The 26,143-nt window shown below is 43.9% G+C and carries 24 protein-coding genes and 2 pseudogenes; 8 read left to right on the top strand and 18 right to left on the bottom strand.

All coding sequences use genetic code 11. The annotated features are described in order from the left end of the window. Nucleotides 1-25: 25 nt before the first annotated feature. The 5 genes from H6F92_RS12290 to H6F92_RS12270 all read right to left on the bottom strand — a co-directional run bounded on the left by H6F92_RS12290 (nucleotide 26) and on the right by H6F92_RS12270 (nucleotide 3,392). On the bottom strand, nucleotides 26-481 hold the full coding sequence (locus tag H6F92_RS12290) for an NUDIX hydrolase (RefSeq protein WP_190358051.1): 456 nt from the start codon (nucleotides 479-481) through the stop codon (nucleotides 26-28). A 100-nt stretch (nucleotides 482-581) separates the two neighbouring features. Then, nucleotides 582-1,970 carry an argininosuccinate lyase gene (gene argH / locus H6F92_RS12285; RefSeq protein ID WP_190358050.1) on the bottom strand — a complete coding sequence of 463 codons (1,389 nt, stop codon included), beginning with the start codon at nucleotides 1,968-1,970 and terminating at the stop codon, nucleotides 582-584. Nucleotides 1,971-2,139: 169 nt separating this feature from the next. Beyond that, entirely contained in the window at nucleotides 2,140-2,343 is a 204-nt protein-coding gene (locus tag H6F92_RS12280; RefSeq protein WP_190358049.1) for a hypothetical protein, read from the bottom strand. Between the two features lie 106 nt (nucleotides 2,344-2,449). Then, on the bottom strand, nucleotides 2,450-3,061 hold the full coding sequence (locus H6F92_RS12275; RefSeq protein ID WP_190358048.1) for a class II aldolase/adducin family protein: 612 nt from the start codon (nucleotides 3,059-3,061) through the stop codon (nucleotides 2,450-2,452). Further along, a complete protein-coding gene (locus tag H6F92_RS12270; protein WP_190358047.1) occupies nucleotides 3,054-3,392 on the bottom strand; it encodes a hypothetical protein in 339 nt (112 codons plus the stop codon). Before H6F92_RS12270 ends, H6F92_RS12275 begins: the two co-directional genes overlap by 8 nt. A 334-nt stretch (nucleotides 3,393-3,726) precedes the next feature. Between H6F92_RS12270 and H6F92_RS25995 the strand changes: the two genes are divergently transcribed. The 3 genes from H6F92_RS25995 (at nucleotide 3,727) to H6F92_RS12260 (ending at nucleotide 5,159) form a co-directional block, all read left to right on the top strand. Next, entirely contained in the window at nucleotides 3,727-3,879 is a 153-nt protein-coding gene (locus H6F92_RS25995) for a hypothetical protein (protein WP_242030111.1), read from the top strand. A 237-nt stretch (nucleotides 3,880-4,116) separates the two neighbouring features. Then, nucleotides 4,117-4,365 carry a hypothetical protein gene (locus H6F92_RS25990; RefSeq protein WP_242030110.1) on the top strand — a complete coding sequence of 83 codons (249 nt, stop codon included), beginning with the start codon at nucleotides 4,117-4,119 and terminating at the stop codon, nucleotides 4,363-4,365. 191 nt (nucleotides 4,366-4,556) lie between these two features. Then, a complete protein-coding gene (locus H6F92_RS12260) occupies nucleotides 4,557-5,159 on the top strand; it encodes a Crp/Fnr family transcriptional regulator (RefSeq protein WP_190358046.1) in 603 nt (200 codons plus the stop codon). 94 nt (nucleotides 5,160-5,253) lie between these two features. On the opposite strand, the gene H6F92_RS12255 is transcribed toward H6F92_RS12260, so the two are convergent. Then, nucleotides 5,254-6,174: an ROK family protein gene (locus H6F92_RS12255; RefSeq protein WP_190358045.1), complete on the bottom strand. Its 921-nt coding sequence runs from the start codon at nucleotides 6,172-6,174 to the stop codon at nucleotides 5,254-5,256. A 189-nt stretch (nucleotides 6,175-6,363) separates the two neighbouring features. Between H6F92_RS12255 and H6F92_RS12250 the strand changes: the two genes are divergently transcribed. The 3 genes from H6F92_RS12250 to H6F92_RS12240 are packed head-to-tail and all read left to right on the top strand — an operon-like array spanning nucleotide 6,364 to nucleotide 7,862. After that, on the top strand, nucleotides 6,364-6,855 hold the full coding sequence (locus H6F92_RS12250) for a DUF29 domain-containing protein (RefSeq protein WP_190358044.1): 492 nt from the start codon (nucleotides 6,364-6,366) through the stop codon (nucleotides 6,853-6,855). A gap of 13 nt (nucleotides 6,856-6,868) precedes the next feature. Next, entirely contained in the window at nucleotides 6,869-7,357 is a 489-nt protein-coding gene (locus tag H6F92_RS12245) for a DUF29 domain-containing protein (RefSeq protein WP_190358043.1), read from the top strand. A gap of 13 nt (nucleotides 7,358-7,370) precedes the next feature. Continuing rightward, nucleotides 7,371-7,862, top strand: coding sequence for a DUF29 domain-containing protein (locus tag H6F92_RS12240; protein WP_190358042.1), 492 nt, complete (start codon nucleotides 7,371-7,373; stop codon nucleotides 7,860-7,862). 9 nt (nucleotides 7,863-7,871) lie between these two features. Here the strand turns inward: H6F92_RS12240 and H6F92_RS12235 are convergent, their stop codons facing one another. The 5 genes and pseudogenes from H6F92_RS12235 to cobN form a co-directional block, all read right to left on the bottom strand. Further along, on the bottom strand, nucleotides 7,872-8,252 hold the full coding sequence (locus H6F92_RS12235) for a DUF7682 family zinc-binding protein (protein WP_002735921.1): 381 nt from the start codon (nucleotides 8,250-8,252) through the stop codon (nucleotides 7,872-7,874). A 208-nt stretch (nucleotides 8,253-8,460) separates the two neighbouring features. Then, entirely contained in the window at nucleotides 8,461-9,513 is a 1,053-nt protein-coding gene (locus H6F92_RS12230; RefSeq protein WP_190358041.1) for a phosphotransferase enzyme family protein, read from the bottom strand. A gap of 221 nt (nucleotides 9,514-9,734) precedes the next feature. Then, a pseudogene (locus H6F92_RS26780) lies at nucleotides 9,735-10,427 on the bottom strand (DUF4276 family protein). A 4-nt stretch (nucleotides 10,428-10,431) separates the two neighbouring features. Next, the gene (locus H6F92_RS12215; protein ID WP_190358038.1) at nucleotides 10,432-11,715 is read right to left on the bottom strand and encodes an AAA family ATPase; all 1,284 of its coding nucleotides are present in this window, start codon (nucleotides 11,713-11,715) and stop codon (nucleotides 10,432-10,434) included. 202 nt (nucleotides 11,716-11,917) lie between these two features. Next, the gene (gene cobN, locus H6F92_RS12210; RefSeq protein ID WP_190358037.1) at nucleotides 11,918-15,535 is read right to left on the bottom strand and encodes a cobaltochelatase subunit CobN; all 3,618 of its coding nucleotides are present in this window, start codon (nucleotides 15,533-15,535) and stop codon (nucleotides 11,918-11,920) included. A 459-nt stretch (nucleotides 15,536-15,994) separates the two neighbouring features. Between cobN and H6F92_RS12205 the strand changes: the two genes are divergently transcribed. Further along, on the top strand, nucleotides 15,995-18,196 hold the full coding sequence (locus H6F92_RS12205; protein WP_190358036.1) for an ATP-binding protein: 2,202 nt from the start codon (nucleotides 15,995-15,997) through the stop codon (nucleotides 18,194-18,196). Nucleotides 18,197-18,399: 203 nt separating this feature from the next. Here H6F92_RS12205 and H6F92_RS12200 read toward each other — a convergent pair whose 3' ends face one another. From H6F92_RS12200 to H6F92_RS12190, 3 genes are all read right to left on the bottom strand, one after another. Then, the gene (locus tag H6F92_RS12200; protein WP_002737043.1) at nucleotides 18,400-18,516 is read right to left on the bottom strand and encodes a photosystem I reaction center subunit VIII; all 117 of its coding nucleotides are present in this window, start codon (nucleotides 18,514-18,516) and stop codon (nucleotides 18,400-18,402) included. Between the two features lie 57 nt (nucleotides 18,517-18,573). After that, nucleotides 18,574-19,056, bottom strand: a complete 483-nt coding sequence (locus H6F92_RS12195; protein WP_190358035.1) for a photosystem I reaction center protein subunit XI — start codon at nucleotides 19,054-19,056, stop codon at nucleotides 18,574-18,576. A gap of 530 nt (nucleotides 19,057-19,586) precedes the next feature. Then, on the bottom strand, nucleotides 19,587-19,997 hold the full coding sequence (locus H6F92_RS12190; protein ID WP_190358034.1) for a universal stress protein: 411 nt from the start codon (nucleotides 19,995-19,997) through the stop codon (nucleotides 19,587-19,589). 163 nt (nucleotides 19,998-20,160) lie between these two features. On the opposite strand from H6F92_RS12190, the gene H6F92_RS12185 reads away from it, so the two are divergent. After that, on the top strand, nucleotides 20,161-21,369 hold the full coding sequence (locus tag H6F92_RS12185) for a phosphoglycerate kinase (protein WP_190358033.1): 1,209 nt from the start codon (nucleotides 20,161-20,163) through the stop codon (nucleotides 21,367-21,369). Nucleotides 21,370-21,746: 377 nt separating this feature from the next. Here H6F92_RS12185 and H6F92_RS12180 read toward each other — a convergent pair whose 3' ends face one another. The 4 genes and pseudogenes from H6F92_RS12180 to H6F92_RS25985 all read right to left on the bottom strand — a co-directional run. Beyond that, complete coding sequence (locus tag H6F92_RS12180; RefSeq protein ID WP_190358032.1) at nucleotides 21,747-22,331, bottom strand: Uma2 family endonuclease; 585 nt, start codon at nucleotides 22,329-22,331, stop codon at nucleotides 21,747-21,749. 244 nt (nucleotides 22,332-22,575) lie between these two features. After that, nucleotides 22,576-23,931 carry a glucose-6-phosphate dehydrogenase assembly protein OpcA gene (gene opcA, locus H6F92_RS12175; protein WP_190358031.1) on the bottom strand — a complete coding sequence of 452 codons (1,356 nt, stop codon included), beginning with the start codon at nucleotides 23,929-23,931 and terminating at the stop codon, nucleotides 22,576-22,578. Between the two features lie 218 nt (nucleotides 23,932-24,149). Beyond that, a complete protein-coding gene (zwf, locus tag H6F92_RS12170; protein ID WP_190358030.1) occupies nucleotides 24,150-25,679 on the bottom strand; it encodes a glucose-6-phosphate dehydrogenase in 1,530 nt (509 codons plus the stop codon). A gap of 250 nt (nucleotides 25,680-25,929) precedes the next feature. Further along, nucleotides 25,930-26,143, bottom strand: a pseudogene (locus H6F92_RS25985) (hypothetical protein); the annotation flags it as partial.

The following is a 26,143-nucleotide window of genomic DNA, read 5'->3' as shown; positions in this document are numbered from 1 at the left end:
TAACTCCACTATCTTTCCCTCGACATCAAGCCACTACATTGGCACCCCTGAGATAATCTTCTAGTTGGCGATCGTTATCGTGGCTGAGATTGCCTAGAGGTAAAGTTTCGACGCTAAAAGCTCTCACCTCACTAACTTCTAATGTGTCTTTGATCTGAAAATTCCCCGCAACCGTCACTTCAATTAACAATGAAATGGAGTGAATGCGCGGATCACGTTCAAAAGAGGAATAAACCCCGACTAAACGCCCTAAACTGACTAAATTTAATCCTGTTTCCTCTTTTAATTCCCTTTGAGCAGTATTAAAAATATCTTCCCCCCAATCGATCATTCCCCCCGGTAGGGCCCATTTGCCGGTGTCTCTGCGTCGGATTAAAACAATTGTACCGTCAGCAAGCAGCGGAATTATTGTCACCCCAGTTACAGGATGACGAAAGATAATTCCCATCACACTTTTAATAAAATGCCAAACACGACCCATAGGAATTAGGAGATAGGGGGATGGGGAGATAGGGAGATAGGGAGATAGAGAGATAGGGAAATTTTAACTAATACCCCAAAACCCAAAACCCCCAACAATATCAATCATGATCGAGAATGGCTTTAGCTTGAATTAAAGCCGATCGCACTTGTTCAAAACCTGTGCCACCATAGCTATTACGGGCCGCTACCACCTGACGAGGAGCGATCGCGTCGTAGATATCGGCCTGAAAAGCTGGATGTAATTCTTGCCATTCCGTCAGGGTTAAATCTTTCAATAACTTACCCGCTGCCAAACTGCTTTTAACCACTTTCCCGACTAAATTATAAGCTTCTCGGAAGGGAATCCCCTTACTGGCTAAATAATCCGCCACATCCGTCGCATTAGAAAAATCTTCCGCCACCGCATTAGCTAATCGGTCGGTTTTAAATTGAATTCCGGTGGCTAAAAGTACCGTCATCGCTTGCAAACAAATCCGCACGGTTTTAACGCCATCAAATAACGCTTCCTTGTCCTCCTGCAAGTCTTTGTTATAAGCTAGGGGTAAACCCTTCATTAAGGTCAATAACGCCTGTAAATGCCCAAAAACCCGCCCTGTTTTGCCGCGCACCAATTCGGGAACGTCGGGATTTTTTTTCTGGGGCATAATGCTAGATCCCGTGGCACAACTATCGGTGAGAGTGATAAAACTAAATTCTTGGGAAGACCAGAGAATCATTTCTTCGCTCAGACGGCTCAGGTGGACCATAATCAGACTAGCGGCCGTCATAAATTCAATGGCAAAATCTCGATCGCTAACTCCATCGAGACTATTGTTATACACCTGCTCAAAATCGAGTAAATTGGCGCTGTAATGACGATCAATCGGAAAAGTGGTCCCCGCTAAAGCGCCACATCCTAGGGGCGAAATATTAGTCCTGGCGCGAATTTGCCCTAATCTTTGGTGATCCCGTTCGGCCATTTGAAAATAAGCGAGGAGATGATGGGCTAAACTAATCGGTTGAGCGCGCTGTAGGTGGGTATAACCGGGGATCAGGGTTTCCAGATGGTTTTCAGCGTGATTGACTAAAGCTTGCTGAAAATTGCGAATTTCTTGCCTAATATCATCAATTTGTTGTCTAAGATACAGACGTATATCCGTTCCTACCTGATCATTCCGTGAACGGGCCGTGTGCAGTTTTTTGCCCACATCTCCCACAATCTCGGTTAAACGACGTTCCACGGCAAAATGCACGTCCTCTTGATCGATGCCGGGTTTAAAGTTGCCGGTGCGGTATTCTTGACGAATTTGTTCCAATCCAGAGACGAGACTATCTGCTTCTTCGGGGGTGATAATACCCGTATGGGCGAGCATTTTGGCGTGAGCGATAGATCCAGTGAGATCATACTCGATTAATTCGATATCAAAGCCAATACTAGCGTTAAATTCTACGATCGTAGGATGGAGACTACCTTCAAAGCGATCGCTCCAAGTTTTCTTTGCTGTCACTGTTTTCGTTAGATGATTGTGGATAAAGTTAACTAAAATATGCTGGACAATTTTGGGGAATAATCCGGCGCTGATAGCATTACCGCTTCAGGTTAGAAAAATCTCCAACCCTACAAACATAAGAATAGCAAGAATTGCTCGCTCTGGCTGAATACCGATAGGCGAAAAGCTAATAAGAAGTAAAACCTCGAAACATATAACCGACAATCAAACCGATTAATAATGCCCATGCTTGCCCAGTTTTGACGAAATTTGAGAAGGCTTTCTGGACATTCCCGATGATATCCACGTCTTGCTCCGAAATAGTCATCAAGACATTGGTGAGAGGCGAAAAGTCGCTCGAGACAAATAGATGATGGAAGGTGTCGATCACGATGGCATTCCTCAAAGGCGAAAATCTACAAAACAAGTTAACATAAAAACGACTAAATTAAAACCACTTTTGTCTCCCTGGCGCTGAGTTGAAGGGGAGGTCACTTTCAAGATGATTGAGATTGCTGGTAATAGGCTAATAGTAAATTACCCGCTTTTGCTAAATTTTGCCCAAAGGCGATAATTCCTTCCTCATGACCACTCATCACTAAAATTTGTTGCTCCTCTAGACGCTCTTCTTGACATAAACGGATAATTTCTGCGGCCATTTCTGGGGTTCCATAGGCAATATTTTCTTGAGTAGTCGGCACGCGATACATCAAATTTTGCCACAGGGGGCGATGATGAATATGAATCACCCCATTAATCTGGGGATTCGCTTCATAAATCGCTGCATGGGTGAGAGTTTCTGAAGAAGCGGCGATTGTTCCCCGACAAGTGACCCGATTTTCTCTCCAATCGTAGTCTATAACTGTGGTGTAATGGGATTCATTTAATACTGGTATTCCCCCGGTGTTAGTGCCAGAAATAATAATTTCTTTGTCTATTTTTCCTCGTTTACTCACATTCCCAAAACCGATTCCGTTATCGTATTGACCGATTAATCCCAGTCGATAGAGGCGATTGCGCCAATAATTTAATTCGGCAATCTCTGAACTTACTAAGGGACGGTCAGGAATCCAAGTACAATTATATTTAACGTAACCTTCATCAATCATAGATTTTTTGAAAATATTCGGGATAATTTTGACAAACTTTCTGCACAAATTCCTGGAGAGGATAGGAAATATTAGTGATATAATTATCTTTGATAACTTGGGAAAATAGGGGTAAAACTTCCGTATCTAAGGCGGGTTTAAATAAGTCCATCGGCAGGATTAAATCGGAACCTTCCCGCACATCAATTGTCTCAAAATTATCGGACACAATTAACCAAAGAGGACGCACCCAAAGAGCCGAACGACTTTCGATCACCTGAATTACTTCTCCGTATAGCTGGCTATTTTGACAGGATAAACTAACAATTTGATTTGATGTAAATCGATTCATAGACTCTCATACATGGCAATTAGATTGGGTAAATAATTAAGTTTTCATGGATAAAAAAGCAGAGAAATTAGCTGAAGGTTGACCAGCTTTTTTTTAGTGATCACTGAAGCAGCAACCCTTAACTCAAATCCGCTCATCATTAACATTCCCATCGGTAGCAGAAATTTTCCTTTTTACGAGGAGTATCTCCCATTTTGACATAGATTGTCATCAACGGACAAATTACTTAAAATAATTTAAGGTTTTTCCCCCAAAAAAATTGTTAAAAACTTGACATAAATACTAATTTACCCATATTTGAATGATACTAATTAGGCGGAGGAAATGAGAGAAAATGAATGTATTAGGAGAGACAAGATTTGAGCAGGGAGTCATTAATAGGTTCCTGGGCAATATGTGCGATCAAGATAGCCATGTAGGTCAAGAACTAGGCAAAGTTTACCACGATTATCAAGAAGAACACGAAGAAGCGATCGGCAACCCTTGACAGGACTCCTATCAATTTACCCTATACGTTCCCCATCCTGATCAGCAATAGGAAGAAATCAGCCGAGAAGAAGGTTTAGGTTGCAGTTACAATCTGGAAGTGAAGCCCATGATCAACAGAAGTCAAATTCCCTATAAAATTCCTGAAGGGGGTCATTTTATTGTCGTGCTTAAACAGGTAAAATTAGCAGGATAATTTCAAATTGCCGTCCCAGAAATATTGATCTGTCCTTGAGGAATGCTCAATCTTGATATTATCGTCGATCCCGATGAGAATCAATACCAACCACTGGTGAGCAAACATCCAATTATCCGCGATTATTCTAGGGATTGGGAAAACAAATTATTAAGGTTTCTCAAACAGGAAATTCCTGGGCAAGAATTACCCAATGTCGTTAATTATGTGGACTGTTCTTTTAACCCAGATTATCGTCGTACCCACTGGAGGGAAGTCTATCTAGGTGTCAGGGGATTTAGTGGTTTTTAAGGCATTTGCTAGGGATTCGATGAGGGATTCGCTAGTAGTGGTCAGCGGTCTTGCTGATCCAGAGCAGAAAAAAGGCTTACATCGGCTTAGGGATCACTGATCACTGTTAATCTGGGGATTACCTAATGTTTACCTTGATACAGTAAAGTGGGGTTAAAACTGCTATCCCTTCACCTAGGAGAACTTCGATCATGTTGCTCACCTATAATCCCGACGCCTCACCCTTCCGAGAAGACTATAGCGAAAGTCGTCGGCTGCATTTTTATGATCGCGGGGAAAGTATTCCTCTGGTGGTTGATGGAGTCTGGCAAGTTTATCGGGGTATGGCCCAACTAAGTCAAGTATCTGAGAGTGGAGAGGAAATTTTACTAGGCTGGGTTCATTCATCCCACTTTTTCGGCTTAAATTTGACCCATCTAGAATCCTATCACGCCAGAGCCTTGTCGGAACTGTACCTAAAATGGTACACGATCGCCGAAGTGGAAAATTCGGTGGAATTAACCAGGATGATGTTAAATCAAATGATCCGTCGTCAACAACAAACGGAATCGCTTCTTGCGATCGCAGGACTCAAACGAGTCGAGGAACGTCTTCAGCAGTTACTACAGTTATTAAAGCGGGAAATGGGGGAACCAATCGCCCAAGGCAGTCGTTTAAAGATCCGTTTAACCCATCAAAATCTCGCCAATGCTATCGGTACCACGAGGGTAACGGTGACGCGTTTGTTAGGCGAATTTCAGCGTCAGGGAGCCGTGAGCAGCGATTGCGATCGCCATTTAATCATTCACGATTAACTCAGTCCTGAGGAAAAAATTTTCACCCCCACAGATGAAAGAGGTTTCTTTCCCTACACCCCACACCCTACACCCTCTTTCAAGTCAGACAATTTTAGTCAGACCCAGCCATAATAGACTCCCCGCGCAGGTCCACTAATTGCCAAGCTAATTTAGCAGCCCCCACCATCCCGGCGCGATTACCTAACTCGGCCGTTAATACCTCTAATCCTTCTCTGGAACTAGGTAAAACCCGTCTTTCGATTTCTGTGAGGAGAGAGGGAAAGAAAAACTTAGCACTGGCGCTAATGCCGCCGCCGATAATTACCGCCTCTGGGGTGAGAACATAGAGTAAACTGGCGATACCAGCACCCAGTAAACAACCGTAACCCTGCCAGAATTGTAAAGCCCCTTGATCGCCTTTTTCGGCCAATTCCGCCAATTGCTTCGGTTCTTTGCCAGTCATCCGGCGAATAGCTTGCAGGGAGGCGTATTGTTCTAAGGAACCCTGATTACCGCTATTGCACAATGGACCGTCAAAATTGAGGGTTATTAAGCCTAATTCGGCGGCTGTTCCCTTGCTGCCCACAAATAAGTTACCATCGAGAATAATTGCCCCTCCTACTCCCGTCCCCAAGGTCAACAGGATCAAGTTTTGAAACCGTTTGCCCGCTCCTAACCAAGCTTCCCCCAAACCGGCACAATTGGCATCATTGGCTAAAATTGTCGGCATTCCCGTACTTTCTTCTAACCAATCGGCGAGGGGAATATCCCGCCATCCTGCCAAATTAATCGCTATTTTGGCAATTCTCCCCTGAGCATCCGCCGGTCCTGGCGTTCCCACACCGATGGCTTGACAATTTTTATCTAAATTTACTTGACAAATGCCTTGATGTATGGTAAGAGCGACTTCTTTGGGTGTAGCGGGTTGGGGAGTGGGCAAGCTGAGAGATTCGAGACAATTGCCCTCTTGGTCAAATTTACCAATTTTAATAGCGGTTCCACCTAAATCGACACCTATGACTGTTTTCACCATCGGGCTTTCCTTGTTACTCTGGGAGTAGCTAGGTTTATTATCACTCTTTTTGGCGATTTTTTTCGCGGTTAGATGTGATCGAGAGGATAATTCGGCTAAACCGGCAAAACTAGCTGATTGATTAGCCCCAAATTTCTTCTATACTTTGGACACCGGCAGCTTAACTCCTGATTTTTACCCATTTTAAAAATGATGAATATTACCATCCCAACTCTCTACGATAGCGATTATCAACTTTGGTTAGAAAACACTATCAACCAATTGCGTCGGGGGGATTTTCAGGCAGTAGATTGGCAGAATTTATTAGAGGAGTTGGCAGATTTGGGAAAAAATAATCGACGAGCGCTTAAGAGTCTCTTAACTCGACTTCTAGAACATTTACTGAAGTTAACCTACTGGCAATCCCAACGAGATTACAACCAAGCGGGATGGAAAAAAGAAATTAGAAATTTTCGCCTACAAATTGCTGATCTTTTAGCAGATAGTCCCAGTTTAAAGTCCTATTTAAGGGAAATTTTAGCAAAATGTTATCTCGATGCTCGCAATCTGCTTATTGACGAAACCGAATTAGATGCCAGTATTTTCCCTCTGGAAGTGTTAGCTAGTCTAGAGGAGATTCTCGATCAAAATTGGCTGCCGGATTGGGAAGCTATCAGCAATAATTCTGAAAAGTGCAATTAAGGAGTAAAAAATCATGAATATTACCATCCCAAATCTCTACGATAGCGATTATCAACTTTGGTTAGAAAACACTATCAACCAATTGCGTCGGGGGGATTTTCAAGCGGTAGATTGGCAGAATTTATTAGAGGAGTTGGCAGATTTGGGTAAAAGTGAACGACGAGCAGTAGAAAGTTTATTAACTCGACTCCTAGAACATTTACTGAAGTTAACTTACTGGCAATCCCAACGAGATTATAATCAAGCAGCATGGAAAAAAGAAATTCGCAATTTTCGGATTCAGATCAAAAAAATTCTCAAAGATAGTCCCAGTTTAAAGTCCTATTTAAAGGAAATTTTGCAGGAATGTTATCTCGATGCTCGCAATCTGCTTATTGACGAAACCGAATTAGATGCCAGTATTTTCCCTCTGGAAGTGTTAGCTAGTCTAGAGGAGATTCTCGATCAAAATTGGCTGCCGGATTGGGAAGCTATCAGCAATAATTCTGAAAAGTGCAATTAAGGAGTAAAAAATCATGAATATTACCATCCCAAATCTCTACGATAGCGATTATCAACTTTGGTTAGAAAACACTATCAACCAATTGCGTCGGGGGGATTTTCAAGCGGTAGATTGGCAGAATTTATTAGAGGAGTTGGCAGATTTGGGTAAAAATAATCGACGAGCATTAGAAAGTTTATTAACTCGACTTTTAGAACATTTACTGAAGTTAACTTACTGGCAATCCCAACGGGATTATAATCAAGCAGCATGGAAAGGGGAAATTAGAACCTTTCGGAAACAAATCAAGAAATTACTGAGAGATAGTCCCAGTCTCAAACCCTATTTATCCGAGATACTTGAGGAATGTTACAGCGATGCTCGGGAGATAATTATTGATATCACCCAATTAGATGCCAGTATTTTCCCCGGGGAAGTGTTAGCTAATCTAGAGGAGATTCTCGATGAAAATTGGCTGCCGGATTGGGAAGATATAAACAGCGATAAATCTTCCCAAGCGAACTAAAGATTAGCTTCACCTACCCGGTTTACAAACATTATAATCTTCGTGAGAGATAACCGCTTCTGGGACGAGGAGATTGCCGTGGTCGCGACAGATGAGGCGATAATTGCGGGTAACGGGGATACTGATAATAAAGCGATCGTGTCGCAATCGTTTACCGTGGAAATCTCGATAATTGCGGTGATCTTGCAATCCTTGCAGGATTTCCCTAGCTTTAAGTACCACATTTTTCGGTAATTCCCGCAGATCGATCGGATCCTGGGAAAAAGTGGCTTCCCAAGCATTTTTTTGACGTTTTCTTTCTTCCCAAGCGGCATCTAGTTGAGCGCAATGATGGCAGACTTGGCCATAACCCTTGTGACCACAGGGAAACTTCTTCTTTCTTCTGGACATAATAACCATCTGTCTGTGAGCCTGTGAGAGAGTATTCAAAAGCGGTAAAGCTTGCTTCACTTTTGGCAGATGGAGAAGAAAGTCTTTACCTAGCGATTATCTATACTTACCAGCATACAGGGATCGATACCTCGTTTGGCCATTGACCAGCAAGAAAGTTGATCTTGGTTAGTTAGGGCCGGCTGTCACCAACAGGATTAAGGCTGCTTTAGAATAATTCCCATTCTTGGGTTCTTAAACGTTTGAGAATGGCCAAACGGCTACTAAAATAATTAGCACAGAGACGACTATAATCGGTTAAACGCAGGTTATTTAAGCTAATTGACCAAGACCAAATATAGGCCGCTTGGGTGAGATACTGAAGACAAGATAATTCACCATCAGTTAAAGGCACTGTTTGCTCGTAGCCTTGGATAAAACCGTGGCGAACCCGGCGATTTAAGCCGGATTGTAGGGAAACTTGCAGAAATTTAGCGATATCAAAAACTCGCCAACCATAACCGCACTGATCGAAATCAAAGAGGGTCATCTGATTATCAGGGGTGATATGCACATTACCACTATGAGGATCGCCCCAACAAATGCTCCAATAGGGAGATTCTGTCGGTAATTTAGCGGTTTCTTCCTCTATTTCCCCAATGGTTTCTAAAACACAGTCTAGGTCGCTCGGTCGTTGGTGCAGAAAAGGTGCGATAATTTGCAGGGAATCGTCGAGAAGATATTTGAGGTTGAGGGGATGACGATAGGCTAGGGGTTGAAAATCTGCTGTCACCCGATGTAAATTAGCCACGATCGCGCCTAAATGATAGGCTTGTTCTATATCTATATCCCCAATAGCAATTCCCCCAGGAGCATAGGGAAAAAGGACGGCGTAACGTTTCCCTTCCGGAGCATTAATTTCTAGGGATAAATCACCGTTTTTGCTGCGAATTGGTGCGGCGACGGGAACCTGAGAGCGATCGAGATAATCTAATAATTCTAACTCGAAGTCGATTTCCATTTTGCTGCGCCAATGGCAGTGAGACACGCGCAAAATGTAGGGAGTTGTCAGGGTTTCGAGGAGATACACATCACTTAAACCCCGATGCCAAAATTGACAATTTTTCGGTACATCAATCTCGTAACGAGAAAAAACTAAATCTGCTAGGGCAGCAGGAGCAAGAGTCGAGTAGAATGCCGGAAAAGTTCGTTCTCCAGTCTGAAAATTAGCAGCGGGAGAATCAGAAAGCAGTAAATTGAGCGAAGCCAGAAAAGTCGTCACGGTTCCCTCCCGATGCAAGTATGGACAACGCTCGCATCATTCTATTTTATAGGCCACATATATTACAAATTGGTTCGATCGCTCCGTATATTTCGCTACATTCCTCTGTAAGTTATCAGATTTGAGTTTTAAGCACCCACAGCAGTTATCTGAATGGTGAGATAGAAAGTTTTCGTTTTGGGGAGTCGGTCGTTAATACCAAATTAGGTTACATTTCATCTTTAGGAGAAAGGCTGTACTAAAGTTGTTGATTCTTCGTTACTGAGATGACGTAGTTTATCCCGAAAATAGCCAAAGCTGGGCGATCGATTAATATCCACATTCATCTGAGGAGAAATATTTTCTGCCCAGACTGTTTTCTCTTGACCCACAGAAGCTCCACCTAACTTAGATAATTGTTTCGCTCCACCTCTGTATATAGCATCTGCCAGTTTTTCCCAAGTACCACAGATACTATCATTAATATAGGAATCCAAGATAGCACTTTTGGCCTGGGGATAAGCAATTTTTATGGCATTAATATCACCTAAATACCAAGCTTCTCCTTCTTCAACAGCAATACAGAAGTAAATTGGGGATTGGATCGCAGATTTTTCCAGACAATTGCCTAATTACTGTCGAAATTCTCGAAAACATCGATTATCCAGATCGCAAACCACAATCAGTACAGCAGCATAATTATCAGGGTAACTAGAAAAAGTTTTATCATATCCTTGAATCAGTTTAGGTAGTCGCTCAAGAAGAATCCGTTTACTAGGATCGGAAACAGACTGTAAGTCTCTGGGAATATGACCACTGCCTTTATAGGAATGAACCCTAAATGTATGACCTGCATTCATGTCAATAATCTTAGGAATTAGAATATCAAGTGCTTTTTTTCCCGACAAATCCTCGACCAAAATTTCAAAGTGCATGACCTTATCTCTCATCTAAGTAATCACTATACCAAAGACTACCAAGGGGCAATCCTTCTGAGACGAGATTCTTGATTAAGGGATTGTCACTAGCCCGTTTAATCCGAGAAAACCCATCATCACCTTTTTCCAGAATCCAAACTTCTTCCGGCTGGAGAGCATCAACAAAATAAGGTTGATGAGTGGTGATAAAAATTTGAGAACGTCCTCTCTGTCCTGTGGCGTGTTTTCTAAATTCTTGAGCCAAGGTTTCTAATAGTTTATGGTATAAGCCGTTTTCTGGCTCTTCAATACAGATAAATGGCGGTGGAGAAGGGTCTTCTAACAGTAAGAGATAGGCGAATACTTTTAAAGTACCATCGGACATTTGCTGTACATAAAATGGGTCTTGGAATCCCCGATCATTAAATTTTAATAGTAGTCGATTATCGGGACTTTTTTCGGTGCTAATTTTTTCTATACCCGGTATCTTACGAGAAATACTATTAAGTATATTCTGAAATTTCTGGGAATGCTCTCTTTCCATAAACTGCACCACATTACCGAGATTATCTCCATGGATATTCAAATGTTTCTGGGGTCCGGCTAGGGGCAAACTTCTGGCCGCATCGGGAGTAAAATAGCTGAGATACCATCCCTCAATAAATCTCCGAAATAGGGAAATTCTCGGATGCGGTTTGAGAGAACCTAACGTAGCAATTCCTAGTTTGCGCTTATCATTCAGTTCCACTAACTCTCCCCCATCCTCATAATCTCCTCGTTTAATTTTTTCTATTAACTTAAGTAAATCAAAATGGTCTTGACCTTCTTCTACTTGTTTCCCTTCTTCTTCTCCTTTCCAGACGATTCCTTTCCCCTCATCGAGGAGTAAAAATGAAAAAGGCCATCCGGTCTTTTGACCTTTTCTTCTCTGTCTGAGTCTTTCTTTTTTTACATAAGGTCTATTATCGGTATCTAGATCAATAGCTAACTCATAGGTAATTGGTCGGGAATTGTAATCTTCTTTATAGTAAATCTGAAATTCAATGCTTCCTTCCTGACCTTGGCAACGAAGACGCTCAAACCCGCCCCGACCTCGCACATCACAAGCTTCTTCTACTCCTCCTTTAAGACAATCAGATAAAAAACCGAACGCATCAAAAAGTGTGCTTTTTCCCACACCATTTTTGCCGATAACGGCCGTCATTGGTGTCAGAGAATCTCGATTTTGAGTATTCCATAACTTGCCCAGAGTTATATCCTTGAGCGCTCGATAATTTTTAATCCTCAATCCCTCAATTCCGGCCATTATTTAGTCCCGTTTCTCATTACTAAAGTAATCTAAGCAATTTCTCCCCGGAGAATATATAGTATAGACTGATTCTAAGTAGGGAGACACAATTATTTGTAGGATGGGTTAGCGGTAGCGTAACCCATGCAGGCGTTGGGTTTCATGCTTCAACCCAACCTACGTTCTAACGGAAGATTTTTGATTTTTACAAGAGGTCTAATTACTGACCCGATTCGATCGCTCCTTCGGCCTCATGGACAATTGCCCTCAATCGATCTAAAGTTTTCTGGTCCACCTGGGTCCATAATCCCCGTTGTTGAGCTTCTAACAATCTTTCGGCCATGTCTCGCAATGCCCAGGGGTTTTTCTCCTGAATAAATTGTTGTACCTTGTGGTCAAATAAATAAGCTTCGGCTACCCCCTGATAGATAAAATCCTCCACCAGATGAGTAGTGGCAGAGTAGGCAAAAATATAATCTACGGTCGCAGCCATCTCGAAAGCACCTTTATAGCCGTGTCGCATCACTCCCGCTATCCATTTGGGATTAACCACTCGCGAGCGGTAAACGCGGCGAATTTCTTCCTCTAGGGTTCTGATGCGGGGATTTTCCGGTCGGGAATGATCACCAAAATAGGTGACGGGATTTTTGCCGGTTAAAGCCCGGACACTGGCAGTTAAGCCGCCTTGAAATTGATAGTAGTCATCGGAGTCGAAAATATCGTGTTCTCGATTGTCCTGATTGTGCAGCACTATCTCTAATTCTTGCAGTCTATTTCTCAATACTTCCGGTAAAGAATGGGCAGTTCCTTGACTATCATAGGCATAACAACTCCAGTTAATATAAGCATTAGCTAAGTCTTGATCATTTTGCCAGTTTTGTGACTCGATTAACCCCTGTAAACCGGCCCCGTAAGCACCCGGTTTGCAGCCAAAGATTCTGGCAGTAGCTCTCAGTTTCGCCTCTTTTTCTCCTAAGCCCTGACTTAGCCAAAACTCCCTCTCTGTCTTCACTTTCGCCGCTAAAGGATTAATTTTTTCCTCTTCCTCTTGACAAGCTACCGCATTTATGCCAGAATTAAGAAGATGTAGTATGCTGGGGAAACTGTCCCTAAAAAAGCCCGATACCCGAACAGTCACATCAATGCGAGGACGGCCTAAGCTAGACGGGGTAAGGATTTCAAACCCGACCACCCGACGGAAAAAACCATCCCAAAGGGGACGAATTCCCAGTAAAGCCATGGCTTCGGCCACATCTTCGCCACTATTTCTCATCGTCGAAGTTCCCCAGATAGAAATCGCCAAAGTGCGGGGATATTCGCCATTTTCTTGGGTATAACGTTCAATTAGTGCCTCTGCGGCCTTTCTTCCCACTTCCCACGCGGTTTCTGTGGGGATTGCGCGGGTATCGACGGAATAGAAATTTCTGCCGGTGGGGAGAACATCAGGACGGCCGCGGGTAGGAGCGCCGGAAGCACCACTGGGGACGTATTGGCCAGCGAGACCTTTTAAGAGATAGATAAGTTCATCGGGGGTTTGTTTTAAAGCAGGAATTAACTGATTTTCTAGCCAAACCAATTCTTTTGCCGTATTTTCGCCTACAGGTTCAATTTTCTGGCTAATTAAATCCTGAGCGAGACCTTCCAGATAAGTAGTAGTATCGTTATATTCCGTCAGGGGGTCGCAGTCGAGATGGAGGTCAAGGGCAAGGGAACGGGTTAAACCGGGGCGGTCGGGACTGGGAGAACGAGCGATCGATTGGATTAAATCAATTAACTGCTGACCCTGGGGACATTGACCGAAGATATGTAAACCGTCGCGGATTTGTGCTTCCTTGAGTTCACAGAGATAACCATCCACGACGGTGAGAAATTGACCAAAGGAAGTGCTGGTCGTGCCTAGCTCTCGATCGAGATTAGTTTTCGCCACCAGGTCGTTAATCCGCTCGCGAATCAGAGCTAAACGAGAAGGATCAAGAGATTCTGCCTGATAATATTCATCGATGAGAGACTCTAACTTTTCCCAATCCCCATACAATTCCGCTCGCGTCATCGGGGGAGTGAGATGGTCGATGATAACAGCTTGGGAACGTCTTTTAGCGTTGGAACCTTCTCCGGGGTCATTGACAATAAAAGGATAAAAATTCGGCAGCGACGAGAAAGCGATTTCGGGATAACAATGGGGAGAAAGAGCGAGACTTTTCCCCGGTAGCCATTCTAAATTGCCGTGTTTACCGAGATTAATCACAGCAGTGACTTGGAATTCCTGTCGTAACCAATGGTAAAAAGCGAGATAGCTGTGGGTAGGTTCCAGGTCGGGGGAATGATAATTAAGAGTCGGGTCAAGGTCATAACCGCGAGAAGGTTGAATACCGATAAAGACATTACCTAACTGGAGGCCCGGGATAGGAAAATCCTTGTCTGGATGTCCCCAACGGTCAAGCATAGCGCTTTGATTATCGGGGGGAAGGGAGGAGAAATAATCTAGATATGCTTCTAGGGAGAGAGATTGATAGATAGGTTTTAATTCCCTTGTTTCCAGGTCATTAGTGATACCGGAAATCAGCAATCGCATTAATTCATCGCTATGGTCGGGGAGGTCGGTGAGGGTATAACCTTGGGTTTGTAGTGCGCGAAGAATTTCCAAACCACTAGCGGGAGTATCTAAACCGACTCCGTTAGCGATACGACCATCCTTATTGGGATAGTTGGGGAAAATGAGAGCAATTTTTTTCTGGGAGTTGGGAAGGGAGGAGAGTTGACAATAGTTTGCGGTTAAATCAGCGACAAAATCAACCCGGTGGGGGAGGGGTTGATAGATAACTATTTCCGTTTCTAGTTTGGGATGTCGGGTGAGGACAGATTTAAAGGAAATAGCGCGGGTGATAATTTTGCCATCCATTTCCGGTAAAGCGATATTCATGGCCACATCCCGGGGGGAAAGACCTTGATAGCCCTGTTGATAAGCTTCTAAACTGCTGCTGCTGAGGATAACTTGGAAGATGGGTTTATTGAGGGACTGCCAGAAGTGATGATTTTGTTTGTCTTCTGGTCGTTGGATAGAGAAGCTAGTGGTATCGAGAATTAAGTCTGGGGGATGGTGGGAAAAGAGGGTTAATAGTTCCTCTTGCACTTCGATTTCCCGCAGAGAGGAGAGAAAGATAGGGACAGTTTCAATATTTCTTTGGGTGAAAGCGCTGATTAAAGCATCGATAGCTTTGGTGTTACCCGCGAGATAATGGGAACGATAGAAAAGTATCCAAGTCCGTGCTTGGGGTTGGGGTAGGGTTATCTGGGAATAGATTCCCAACCTAGGGACAACCCTAGGAGGAGAGGGAGGATAGTCGAGATGGAGACAGGTATGCGCGATAAATTTAGCAGCATTAATCCAGTTATCTATCCCTGCTTCCGTGAAATAGCACCATAACTGATTAACAGTAGTCAGGGAAGCAGTGGAATGACTCATCAACTCTAAATCCGGTTTATCCTCTCCCGGGAGGACAAATAAAGTCGCACCAGTTTCCTCGACAATTTCCTTAACTACTTCCAACCCGTAGGACCAACTCCCCCGTCCCCCCAATAAGCGAAGAATAATCACCCTTGCTTGGGATAGTACCTTGTCCCCATAGTTATCGATACTGTATTGCTGTTGTAACTGGGATAAATTGAGGGCGCGAATTGCGGGAAAATTATCCGGTAGATGGTCGATAGCTGCCGCTAGAGTTTGAATATCGGTATCAGCCATGGTGAGGAGAACAATCGGGGCCGGATTTTGGTCAATAATAATCACCCCTTCGGTATCTGCTGTCCAACCACCCGCTTGGGGAGCAATACGATGCATAAATTTTGAGAGTTAGGTTAAATAATGATTAGGTTTTGAGAATCAGGGTCTCGATCGAGGGATCATTCCTAGGTAGATAGAGATGATTATATCTGTCTGCGGCAATTTAAAGAACAGGGAATAGGTGTTAGGGGATAGGGATTAAGAAAAATCTTCACTAAAACCCCAACCCCAGTCCCCTTACTGATAACTGGGGTTTGGGGAAGTGGGGAAGTGGGGAAGTGGGGAAGTGGGGAAGTGGGGAAGTGGGAAGTGGGGAAGTGGGGAAGTGGGGAAGTGGGGAAGTGGGGAAGTGGGGGAATTTCAACTAAAACCCCAAAACCCTAAAACCCTAAAACCCTAAAACCCCAAAACCCTAACACCCTATCACCCTATCACCCTATCTCCTCCTGCCTCCTGCCTTCTGATAACTGATAACTGATCACTGATAACTGATAACTGATAACTGATAACTGATAAATGAATGCTGCTCCCGCTTATGTTTGCTGTCAAGTGTTGTCATCTACTCACCTCGAACAAATTCGTTCTTGGTGGGGACAGTTGGCAATACAGGTAACAGGGCCGAGGATTAGTCTCAGTGAAAGAGATATTCCCCCACAGACGGGGGAAATCTATCAACTCTTGCTTTCCACTGACCTACAAGCTTTATTGTTAGCCAGTCCCCAAGCACATAACTTTGAGTACGAAGTCCGCATTAGTTTTGAAGCGAACACGATTAAAAGTTTTCTGCAAGGACTGGCCGTCAAGTCTCTTCACCACCCGAAAATTGAGCAGGGTTATCAAATTTTAAATTTGCCTCTATCCAATAATGTCAGCAGTTTTCAAAATAAAATTTTAGTCAAAATTCTCTCGATAATTTCTTCTCCGGCTGCTGAGGGGGGTTGTCCCCGCATCTTCTCCGTTTGTCAACCGGTAGAAGCGGCCCTATCCCAACAAATCCAACAGGAAAGATTATTAAACCAAGTCATCACCCAAATGCGTCAGAGTCTGGAGTTACCGGTGATTCTGGAAACCGTGGTCAGGGAAGCGCGGGAATTTCTGCAAGTGGACAGATTGTTAATTTATCAATTTTTCCCTGGTACTGGTGAGGGAAAGGGAAAAATAACTTCCGAGTCGCGCATTTCCGACCAGATAAATTCCGTGTTAAATTTAACCCCCGAAGACGATTGTTTTTCCTATATTCCCCAATACAAGGAAAAGTATCGTCAAGGATTAATTCTGGCCGTGGATGATGTGGATGTTAACTATTCTTCTTCCTTCTGTTTGTCGGAATTTTTGCGACAACACCAAGTGCAATCAAAATTAATCGCCCCGATTGTGGTACAAGAAGAATTGTGGGGTTTATTAATTGCCCATCAATGTCAACAAAAACGCCAATGGTTGCCGCAGGAAAAGAAATTTTTAGGTCAGATTGGTGAACATCTCGCCATCGCTATCTATCAAGCGCAATTATATTCTCAAGTACAGGAACAAAAAGATATTTTTGAACGCCGGGTAATAGAAAGAACCCAAGAATTACAAGATACTTTAATGGCCGCGGAAGCCGCTAACCTCTGCAAAAGTGAATTTTTAAATAATATGAGTCATGAGTTATTAACTCCCCTAACTTGTATTATCGGTTTGTCCAGTACCCTGCAAAAATGCTCGGCAGCTAGTAATTTTTTACCTCCCGACAAACAAAAACAATATCTAAAAGTTATTCAGGATAACGGCAATAAACTATTAGAATTAATCAATGACTTGCTTAATTTCTCCCAAGTTTCGGCAGGAAAAGCCGTTTTAGATATTAAACAATTTTCGCTAAAATACCTCTGTAATCATGTTTTAGAAATTATCAAAACGGAGGCAGAAATTAAAGAAATTAATCTAATTTTAGAGATGAAAATTGCCGAAAAAGAGCATTATTTTTACGCCGATTATGATCGAGTTCAGCAGATACTTTTATACTTGTTAAAAAATGCCCTAAAATTTACCCCCGAACAGGGTGCTGTCACGCTGAGACTGTGGAAAGAAGACAGTCAGGTCATTTTTCAGGTAGAGGACACGGGCATCGGCATTCCTGCTCAAAAAATACCGCTTCTGTTTGAAAAATTTACCCAATTGGATGGCTCCCGCAAACGTCGTTATGGTGGTGTGGGATTAGGATTGGCTTTAACTAAACAATTAGTGGAACTCCATTGCGGCACGATCGAGGTAGAATCTTGCTTAGATAAAGGTTCCATCTTTACCGTCCGTTTACCTCAACAAAACCCATCCAAATCTCAACCCCAACCCTCAGAGCATAATCCCCATTTTAATCACCACCATCCCACTATAGTTTTAATTGAAAGTGACGAAGAAATCGCCAATCTTATTTGTGAGTTATTGATGGTGGCACATTATCAAGTTATTTGGTTAATCGATAGTGTCTCCGCTATCAAAAAAATTGAGATCGTGCAGCCAAGTATTATAATTGTCGATCGGAAAATGCCCGATATATATCATCTCTGTCATCTCTTAAAAAAATCTAGCCAAACTCAAGCCAGTAAAGTGCTAATCTTAAATGATACCCCTGAAATCAGCGTTAATTTTCTCGGTCTTCATGGCATTGACGACTATCTGCTCAAACCGATTCAACCCTCCCTATTGTTGGAAAAAATCCGCTATCTAACCGCTTTATAAGTAGGGTTTGCGGCAAAAAGTTTTTCGGTGCGGGTAGGGTGTGACCCCCCCAACCCCCCCCGACATCGGGGGGGTGTGGGGTGTGGGGTTTTACCCATTTTCATCTGGTCAATTTTTTCTTTTTTCCTCAGAAAATAGGACTTGAAAACTAACTATCAAATAGCTAATTTTCAAGTCCTGAATTGTAGGAATCCTAGGCTAAATTAGGATTCACTTTCGATATAGATAAATAACAAACCCATCACTACGGCTGGCATTAACCAACAGACGATCGGGATTAAAATCCAAGGCAGATAAGAAGCTGCGTAGGCACCAGTCATGTCAAATGCTCCTAGTAAAAAAATAAGGAAATGATAATCAGGTAGAACCAGGGTTAATTATTGATTAAAAACCCCGCGCATGATGCCATCAACGACACCAAGATTTTCTAGGAGGAAATAGGCAACAAAAGCGCCACCCATACCACCAATAAAGAAACCAGCAGCGAATTGACTCCAACCCTCGGCCGATTGCAGAGGATCACCAGTAGCGGCCTTACCTTGGAAGGAGACAAGACCATAACTAGCTAAACAACCCGTAGCCAAGAGAACCATGGCCAAAGCGGGGATTAAGCCGCCGAGATTGGCATATTCCGAGTCTCTCAAGGGACCCAGGACAACCCAGGGACCACCGAGGAAATAACCGTGGGCCATACCCACTTCTAGACCGCGCAGAATCGGAGCTAGACCGGGACGATAGGCAGGTAAGTTACCAATAAAAGCTTTGGTAAAACCAGAAGCGGAAATGGGGGTAGCTAGATGACCAATGAACGGATCATCATTGTAGGGTGTCACCACCTGTTTGTATCCAGTTTCAGCCATTGTGTTTGAGTTCTCCTTTTTCCGATCAACAGGAAAATTGATCATAAAACTTTAAGATTACACTTTAGGCCTAAGAATTACTTCAAGCAACCCCATCGATCGAGTTTTCAAGGGTTGACGGCTGAAACTCTCACAATTCGTTACATTTCTCTCAGGAGACAGGAGTGGGGAGCTTTGTTTCAGTGTTGCCAAAGGCACGGCGTAGCCGTCCAGTAAACAGTAAACAGTAATCAGTGAACTGAAAACTCACATCTGATACTAAATCCGTTGAGTATAGGCTACATATCAGGATAGGCAAGAGGCAAGGGGCAAGGAGCAAAAGGAGGAATAGATAATCAGTCTTTAATAACTGGATTTAGTATGATATAGCGTTTTTCAGTCTGCTGAGCTACAAAAGTTATGGGTTTTAGGCACTCATGCACTCATGCAAGAGGCAAAAGGGAAGAAAAATAGGTGTACCTCACTAGCTTGGGAAACGCTATAACTGCTCACTGATAACTGATAACTGCTCACTGATAACTGATCACTGATTAAGGGATAATCAACACTGGACAGGGGGCAAGGTTAATAACTTTGGTGGTGACGCTTTCGGACACGCCTTCGCTGGTTAATCCTAAACCGCGACAACCCATAACGATCAGGTCGGCATTAACTTCATCGGCCACATCACAGATGACAAAAGAAGGTATTCCCTCCCTTTCAATCATTTCGGCATTGATGCCAGCTTGGGCAAAAATCGCTTGCGCCGATTGTAACAATCTATCCACCGCTTCGATCGAATTCATCTTGTCGTCGGGGGCAATTTCTCCGGCGGGTGTCGTTTCCACCACCGACAACAGCACCAAACGACTGTCAAAGATTTTGACTAATTCGATCACACTACTGGTCGCGTCACGACTTTCGCGGCTATGGTCGATGGGAAATAAAATCGTCTCAAACATAATTAGTAAGTCTCTCCAATCAAATTTTTCTGGGAAAATCAGTCTTAGAACTGCAACACTGATCCCCAAATCTGAAATAATCTTTGTCAAAGTAATTGCCGCAAGTAGCGATACCCTGATTTAATCTTTATTGTACGGTAAGCAATCTAGGAGGTTATGGGCTGTGCCAAAAAAAACAGTAGCGAATTTAACAGAGGCTGATTTAGCGGGTAAACGGGTCTTAGTCCGGGTCGATTTTAACGTTCCCATGGACAAAGCCACCGGGGCAATCAGCGATGATACCCGCATTCGGGCGGCACTACCAACTATTGAGGATTTAATCAAAAAAGGGGCTAAGGTTATTTTATGCAGCCACATGGGTCGCCCCGACGGTCAAGTTAAAGAAAATTTGCGTCTGACTCCTGTGGCTAAACGTCTCTCGGAATTATTGGGCCAGGAAGTAATCATGTGTCCCGATTCTATTGGTGAGGGAGTGACGGCAGCGATTAGTCAAATGTCTAACGGTCAAGTGGCCCTTTTAGAAAATCTGCGTTTCCACGGTGAAGAGGAGGCAAATGATCCCGATTTTGCCAAAAAATTAGCCGCTAACGCCGATTTATACGTTAATGATGCTTTTGGTACCGCCCACCGCGCCCACGCTTCCACGGAAGGCGTTACCCACTATCTCAGCCCCTCGGTGGCGGGTTATTTGATTGAAAAAGAGTTAAACTACCTACAAGCAGCTATTGAAACTCCCCAACGTCCCCTAGCGGCGATTATCGGCGGTTCTAAGGTTTCTAGTAAAATTGGCGTGATTGAAACTTTATTGGAAAAGTGCGATAAACTGCTCATCGGTGGCGGTATGATCTTTACTTTCTACAAGGCCCGCGGTTTAAGTGTTGGTAAGTCTTTGGTGGAAGAAGACAAACTAGAGTTAGCTAAATCCCTAGAGGCAAAAGCTAAAGAAAAAGGGGTGGAATTCCTCCTTCCTACCGATGTGGTGTTAGCGGATAAATTCGATAAAGATGCCAATTCCCAAATCGTCAACGTCGAAAATATTCCCGATGGTTGGATGGGATTGGATATCGGCCCTGAATCAGTTAAAGTTTTCCAAGAAGCTTTATCTAACTGTAAATCTGTCCTCTGGAATGGCCCGATGGGGGTGTTCGAGTTCGATAAATTTGCGGCGGGTACAGATGCGATCGCTAACACTTTAGCCGATTTAACCGCTACTGGTACAACTACTATTATCGGTGGTGGTGACTCGGTAGCGGCGGTGGAAAAAGTGGGAGTGGCGGAAAAAATGAGCCATATTTCCACCGGTGGTGGCGCTAGTTTGGAATTACTCGAAGGGAAGGTTTTACCCGGTATTGCCGCCCTCGATGAAGCCTAATTATCGCTAATATCTCAGGTTTAAACAAGGTGGGTGTTGCCCCACCTTTTTTTATGAATTAGGGAGTGGGTTTTTAAAGTTGGATTGGGAGTTAATCATACCAGGACTTTTGCGGCAAACCCTAAATAGGGCTTGCTGAATAAATCTAAAAACCTTGTTGGGTAAGACTTTTAGACTTTTTGTCAATCAAAAAGTACCAGTTGTGGGAGAGATAGGGGGAAAATTCTGGGACTTTTTCTCTTAAAATTAGGTAATTGACCAGATGAGAATCGGTAAAACCCTACACCCCACCTGCCCCCCCGATGTCGGGGGGGGTGGGGGGGTCACACCCTGTCCCCACGAAAAACTTTTTCAGCAAACCCTAAATAGTTGAATCATTAGGATACTTCAATTGCGGTAAAATCCAGCCGCTGATATAAATCTGTCAGGGATATTTGAAAATCTAGAGAAAACAAAGTTAAAATCGCTTCTTGCTCGTGATAATCCCGAAATGCCCAATGATCGCCTCTTTTATGAAATTGTTCGATATAATAACCATATTGATCGATTAAAATATATTCTTCAAAACTATTAAGAGAGCGATAAAACTTAAACTTATCACCCCGATTATAGTCTTGAGTAGATTTTGATAAAACCTCGATAATCACCTGTGGATTGGTAATCGTATCGGTGCGTCCTCTTTCAAGAATTGGTTCTCCCTTAACGATCATAATATCGGGATAGGTGTACACATTATAGGCGGGTATTGCCAAGCGTAGATCGGTGATAAATATATCATAGGCTTGATTCTGGATAGTTAAGGGAAATTTTCTACAGAAATTCAAGGCAATGCGATTATGGTTAGGAGTTCCCCCGGTCATAATAATAATTTCTCCATCTCGATACTCGTGTCTGTCGGTGGCAGTTTCCTCTAGTTGAAAGTATTCTGCGACTGTGTAGCGTTTCTCAGTGGTTGCGACCATATTGCCCCCTTGAAAGCAAAGCTCTGTCTTTATGATAACCTGTTTTCCAAAAAGCTACAATTATCGGTTTTAATCAGGTGCTGACTGCTGTATAATACTAAATCCGTTGAGTAACGCACAGAAAACGGGTTTCTCCGAGAAACCCGTTTTCTACTCATTTTTAATAACTGAATTTAGTATAAATATCGAGAGACCTTGTTAACAAGGTCTCTTGAAAGTGGGTGGGATTATTGTTGCTAATTTGTTAATCTGGTTGGGATAATTTGAGGATAGCGCCGGTGACTTTCATGCTTTCTTGATAAAGCACGTCCTGGCCCCAACGCTGTAACTGTTTACCCAGGAGAGTTTCTGTTTTTTGGTCTTCCAGATGGGACACTTGTTCAATGCGGCAAGATTGGGCCCCTCCCGAAGCTTCCATCCGCATACAGCCAGTAGTTCCCGAACAAATTACCGTGCAACAATCGGCCTGAAGATTAGTAGAAGTGAGTTTAATACTAATCAGATCTCCTTGTACTTCACCCCAATCGGCCACGGGAACACCGGCTAATTCCGCCTCAATTAAACGCTGGTCCTGACCGAGGAAGCTAATCCGATGAATAGCGTAATCTTCCGACTGGTGAGTATATCCCACCGGTCGCCATTGTAACCGGCTGGCCATCCAACCGAGGAACATAAAAGCTTGGCAAGGATTGCCCTTTTCGTAATCAATAGTAATGCGATCGACTTCCAGAATAGCATCCCGGCGCTCCGGTGGATCAAAAGCCTCGGCGGTTAGTTCTTGCCAGGGGGCGAGACGACTCCAGTTCAGGTCAGCTAATGGTACATCTGTTGCTAATAAATCCCCCACTTGCAGCAGTTCCGTTTCCGGTTCCCGAAAAGTGCTGGAATCGACGATAATCGTATCACATTGACTGGCCAAACGTTTAAATAGTCCATATTCCGCATCGGGACTGGCTTTCCACCAGAGAAATTTGGGCAAACTGGGAATAGTTAACTCGGAAATAATGCCGCCAATTCGTTCCAAAGCTTCCGCCGTACCGCTTAAAGTGACGTATTCACAGCAAACTAAGGTGTTCTGACTACGTTTGTTAACGGGACAATAGGCAGAAACAGAGGCTTTTACCCCTTCATCGGCCTCGGCGGTGGGACAGAGGGTAATAATGCGACAGGGATTGGAAGCAGCGATCGCATCTGCCACCCCAATCGCATCCAAATCGGCGGCGTATTGACGATGATTAGCCCCATCCTCGGCGTTTTTTTCCGCTTCCCAGGCTGCCCTTAACCGGACGACAAATTCATCGCTAGAAAGTCCAGTTACTTCTAGTCCTAGGTCTTTCTGGGCGACTTTGATGGCGGCGTGGGTCCGGGGACCGGCAATACCATCAATCGGGCCGGTGTAATAGCCAAGAAGGGTTAACAATTCCTGTACCGCGTCGGGTTCATAGACAATAAAGCTAAAGGTGGTGGCCCGGGTGGCGGCCATCCCATCCTCATTATTATTATAGGATTGCCAGATATCGCGCAGTTCCTGCTCGATCACATCGATGGAAACATCTTTTGGTGCTTGCAGGGAGACAATGGGGGGGCTTTGGGTAGTCATGTCAGTTATCAGTTATCAGTTATCAGTTATCAGTTACCAGTTATCAGTTATCAGTTACCAGTTATCAGTTATCAGTTATCAGTTATCAGTGATTCAGTTATCAGTTATCAGATGTGAGTTATCAGTTATCAGATGTGAGTTTTTAGTTTACTGATTACTGTTTACTGTTTACTGCTCACTGTTTACTGCTCACTGATTACTGATTACTGTTCACTGTTTTAAAGTCGTCGCCAACGACGGCCATCGCGGTTAAGGAGAAATTCCGCTTCTGTGGGTTCCCAGGTACCCGCTTCGTATTGGGGTACGGAGGCGGGATCGGCGGGAGCGTCCCAAGCGGCGAGAGCGGGAGTAACGATGCGCCATGCTTCTTCTACCTCGTCAGAACGGGTAAATAGGGTTTGATCTCCTAGCATAGCGTCTAAAAGTAGCCGATTATAGGCATCAGCGCTGGCAACACCGAAGGAGGAACCATAACTAAAGTCCATTTCTACCGTGCGCGTGCGTAATTCTGACCCCGGCATTTTCGCCTCAAAACGGAGGGCAATACCTTCGTTAGGCTGAATCCGGAGACTCAGTACATTTGCATTAGTTTGTTGGGCTGCCGATTGGAAGATTAATAACGGCACATGGCGGAATTGGATGGCAATCTCGGAAACTTTTTTCGGCAGACGTTTACCCGTACGCAGATAGAAGGGGACACCCTGCCAACGCCAGTTATCGACGATTAATTTCATGGCCACATAGGTGGGAGTGGTCGATTCTGGATTAACCCCCGGTTCTTCCCGATAGCCCAGAATGGGTTTTCCTTTCATCCAACCGGCTTTATACTGGCCGCGGATGGCGGATTTTTCTAGGTTATTAATATCGGCCAGGTGAGTCGCTTGCAGGACTTTGACTTTTTCGCCGCGGACACTATCGGCGTTAATAGCGTTGGGTGCTTCCATCGCCGTTAAGCAGAATAACTGCATCAGGTGATTTTGCACCATATCGCGCAAAGCTCCCGATTTTTCGTAATATCCGGCCCGCTCCTCCACTCCCACGGTTTCGGCCACGGTAATCTGGACGTGATCGATAAATTGACGATTCCAGAGGGGTTCAAAGATGGCGTTAGCAAATCGGAACACCAGTAAGTTTTGGACGGTTTCCTTGCCTAAATAGTGGTCAATGCGATAAACTTGGTTCTCCTGACAAACCTCTTGTACGACTCGATTGAGAACTTGGGCAGAACTGAGATCTTTGCCAAAGGGTTTTTCGATCACTAACCGGTGTTTAATCGGGTCTTTCAGCATTCCCGCCGCCCCGAGGTTTTTAAGACCGGGGGGAAAGAAATTAGGAGAAACCGCTAGATAAAAGACTCGATTGCCGCGGGTTCCCCGGATTCCGTCTAATTCTTCCAGAAAGACTTTCATTTTGGCGTAACTTTCGGGATCGTCCATGTTGCCGGGGAAATAGTACAACCCTTGGGCGAAGTCTTGCCAATATTCCTCGCTACCGATCCCGTCGGAAAATTCTTCGATGCCTTGGCGCATCTGTTGGCGAAAATAATCATGACTCCACTCTCGGCGCGCTGTACCGACGATGGTTAATTCGGCCGGCAGTCGTCTTTCCCGTTTCAGTTGATAGAGGGCAGGAACCAGTTTTCTTTGGGTTAAGTCTCCCGATGCCCCAAAAATGACTAAAATTAGGGGTTCTGGGGTTCTTTCTTGTCGCAATCCCACTCGGAGAGGATTTTCGAGCAGCTTTACCATAGGATTTTGTCTAGCCGAGGTGCATTATTTTCCAGTCTAGCGAAAATACTCGACGGGATACCTAAATTGACGCTCCCATCGCACTCAAGCGCTTCAGGATTCCCTGTTCATCCAGTTACCTTATCTATTAGGCTTTCACTTAATGGGACTTAGACAAAAAACAAATCGAGAAAAGCCTCAACCCCAATCCCTGCTTGGGATTTACTTCGAGAAGCCCAAAATCGCTGAAACCCAGATAGATCAAGGAAAATCATAAATCGAGGTTAACCCTTTGTCCCGTAATGGTTTGAGCCTTTTTTGCTGCCCGAAAATGCCTAAGTCCCATTAATAGACAGTGGGTAGTCTGTCCGAGGGCTTGAATTTCTGTCCGCCCGACAGTATTTGCCCGTGCGAGAATGTTTATAGCGGCGTTTTCGTCTCTATCCAAGACACACCCACAAGAACAAACATGAGTTCTTACAGAT

This window comes from Microcystis wesenbergii FACHB-1317 (genome assembly GCF_014696875.1).
Taxonomy (GTDB): Bacteria; Cyanobacteriota; Cyanobacteriia; order Cyanobacteriales; family Microcystaceae; genus Microcystis; species Microcystis wesenbergii_A.
The sequence above is the reverse complement of the archived record's forward strand: the minus strand, read 5'-3'. Positions and strand labels throughout refer to the sequence as shown.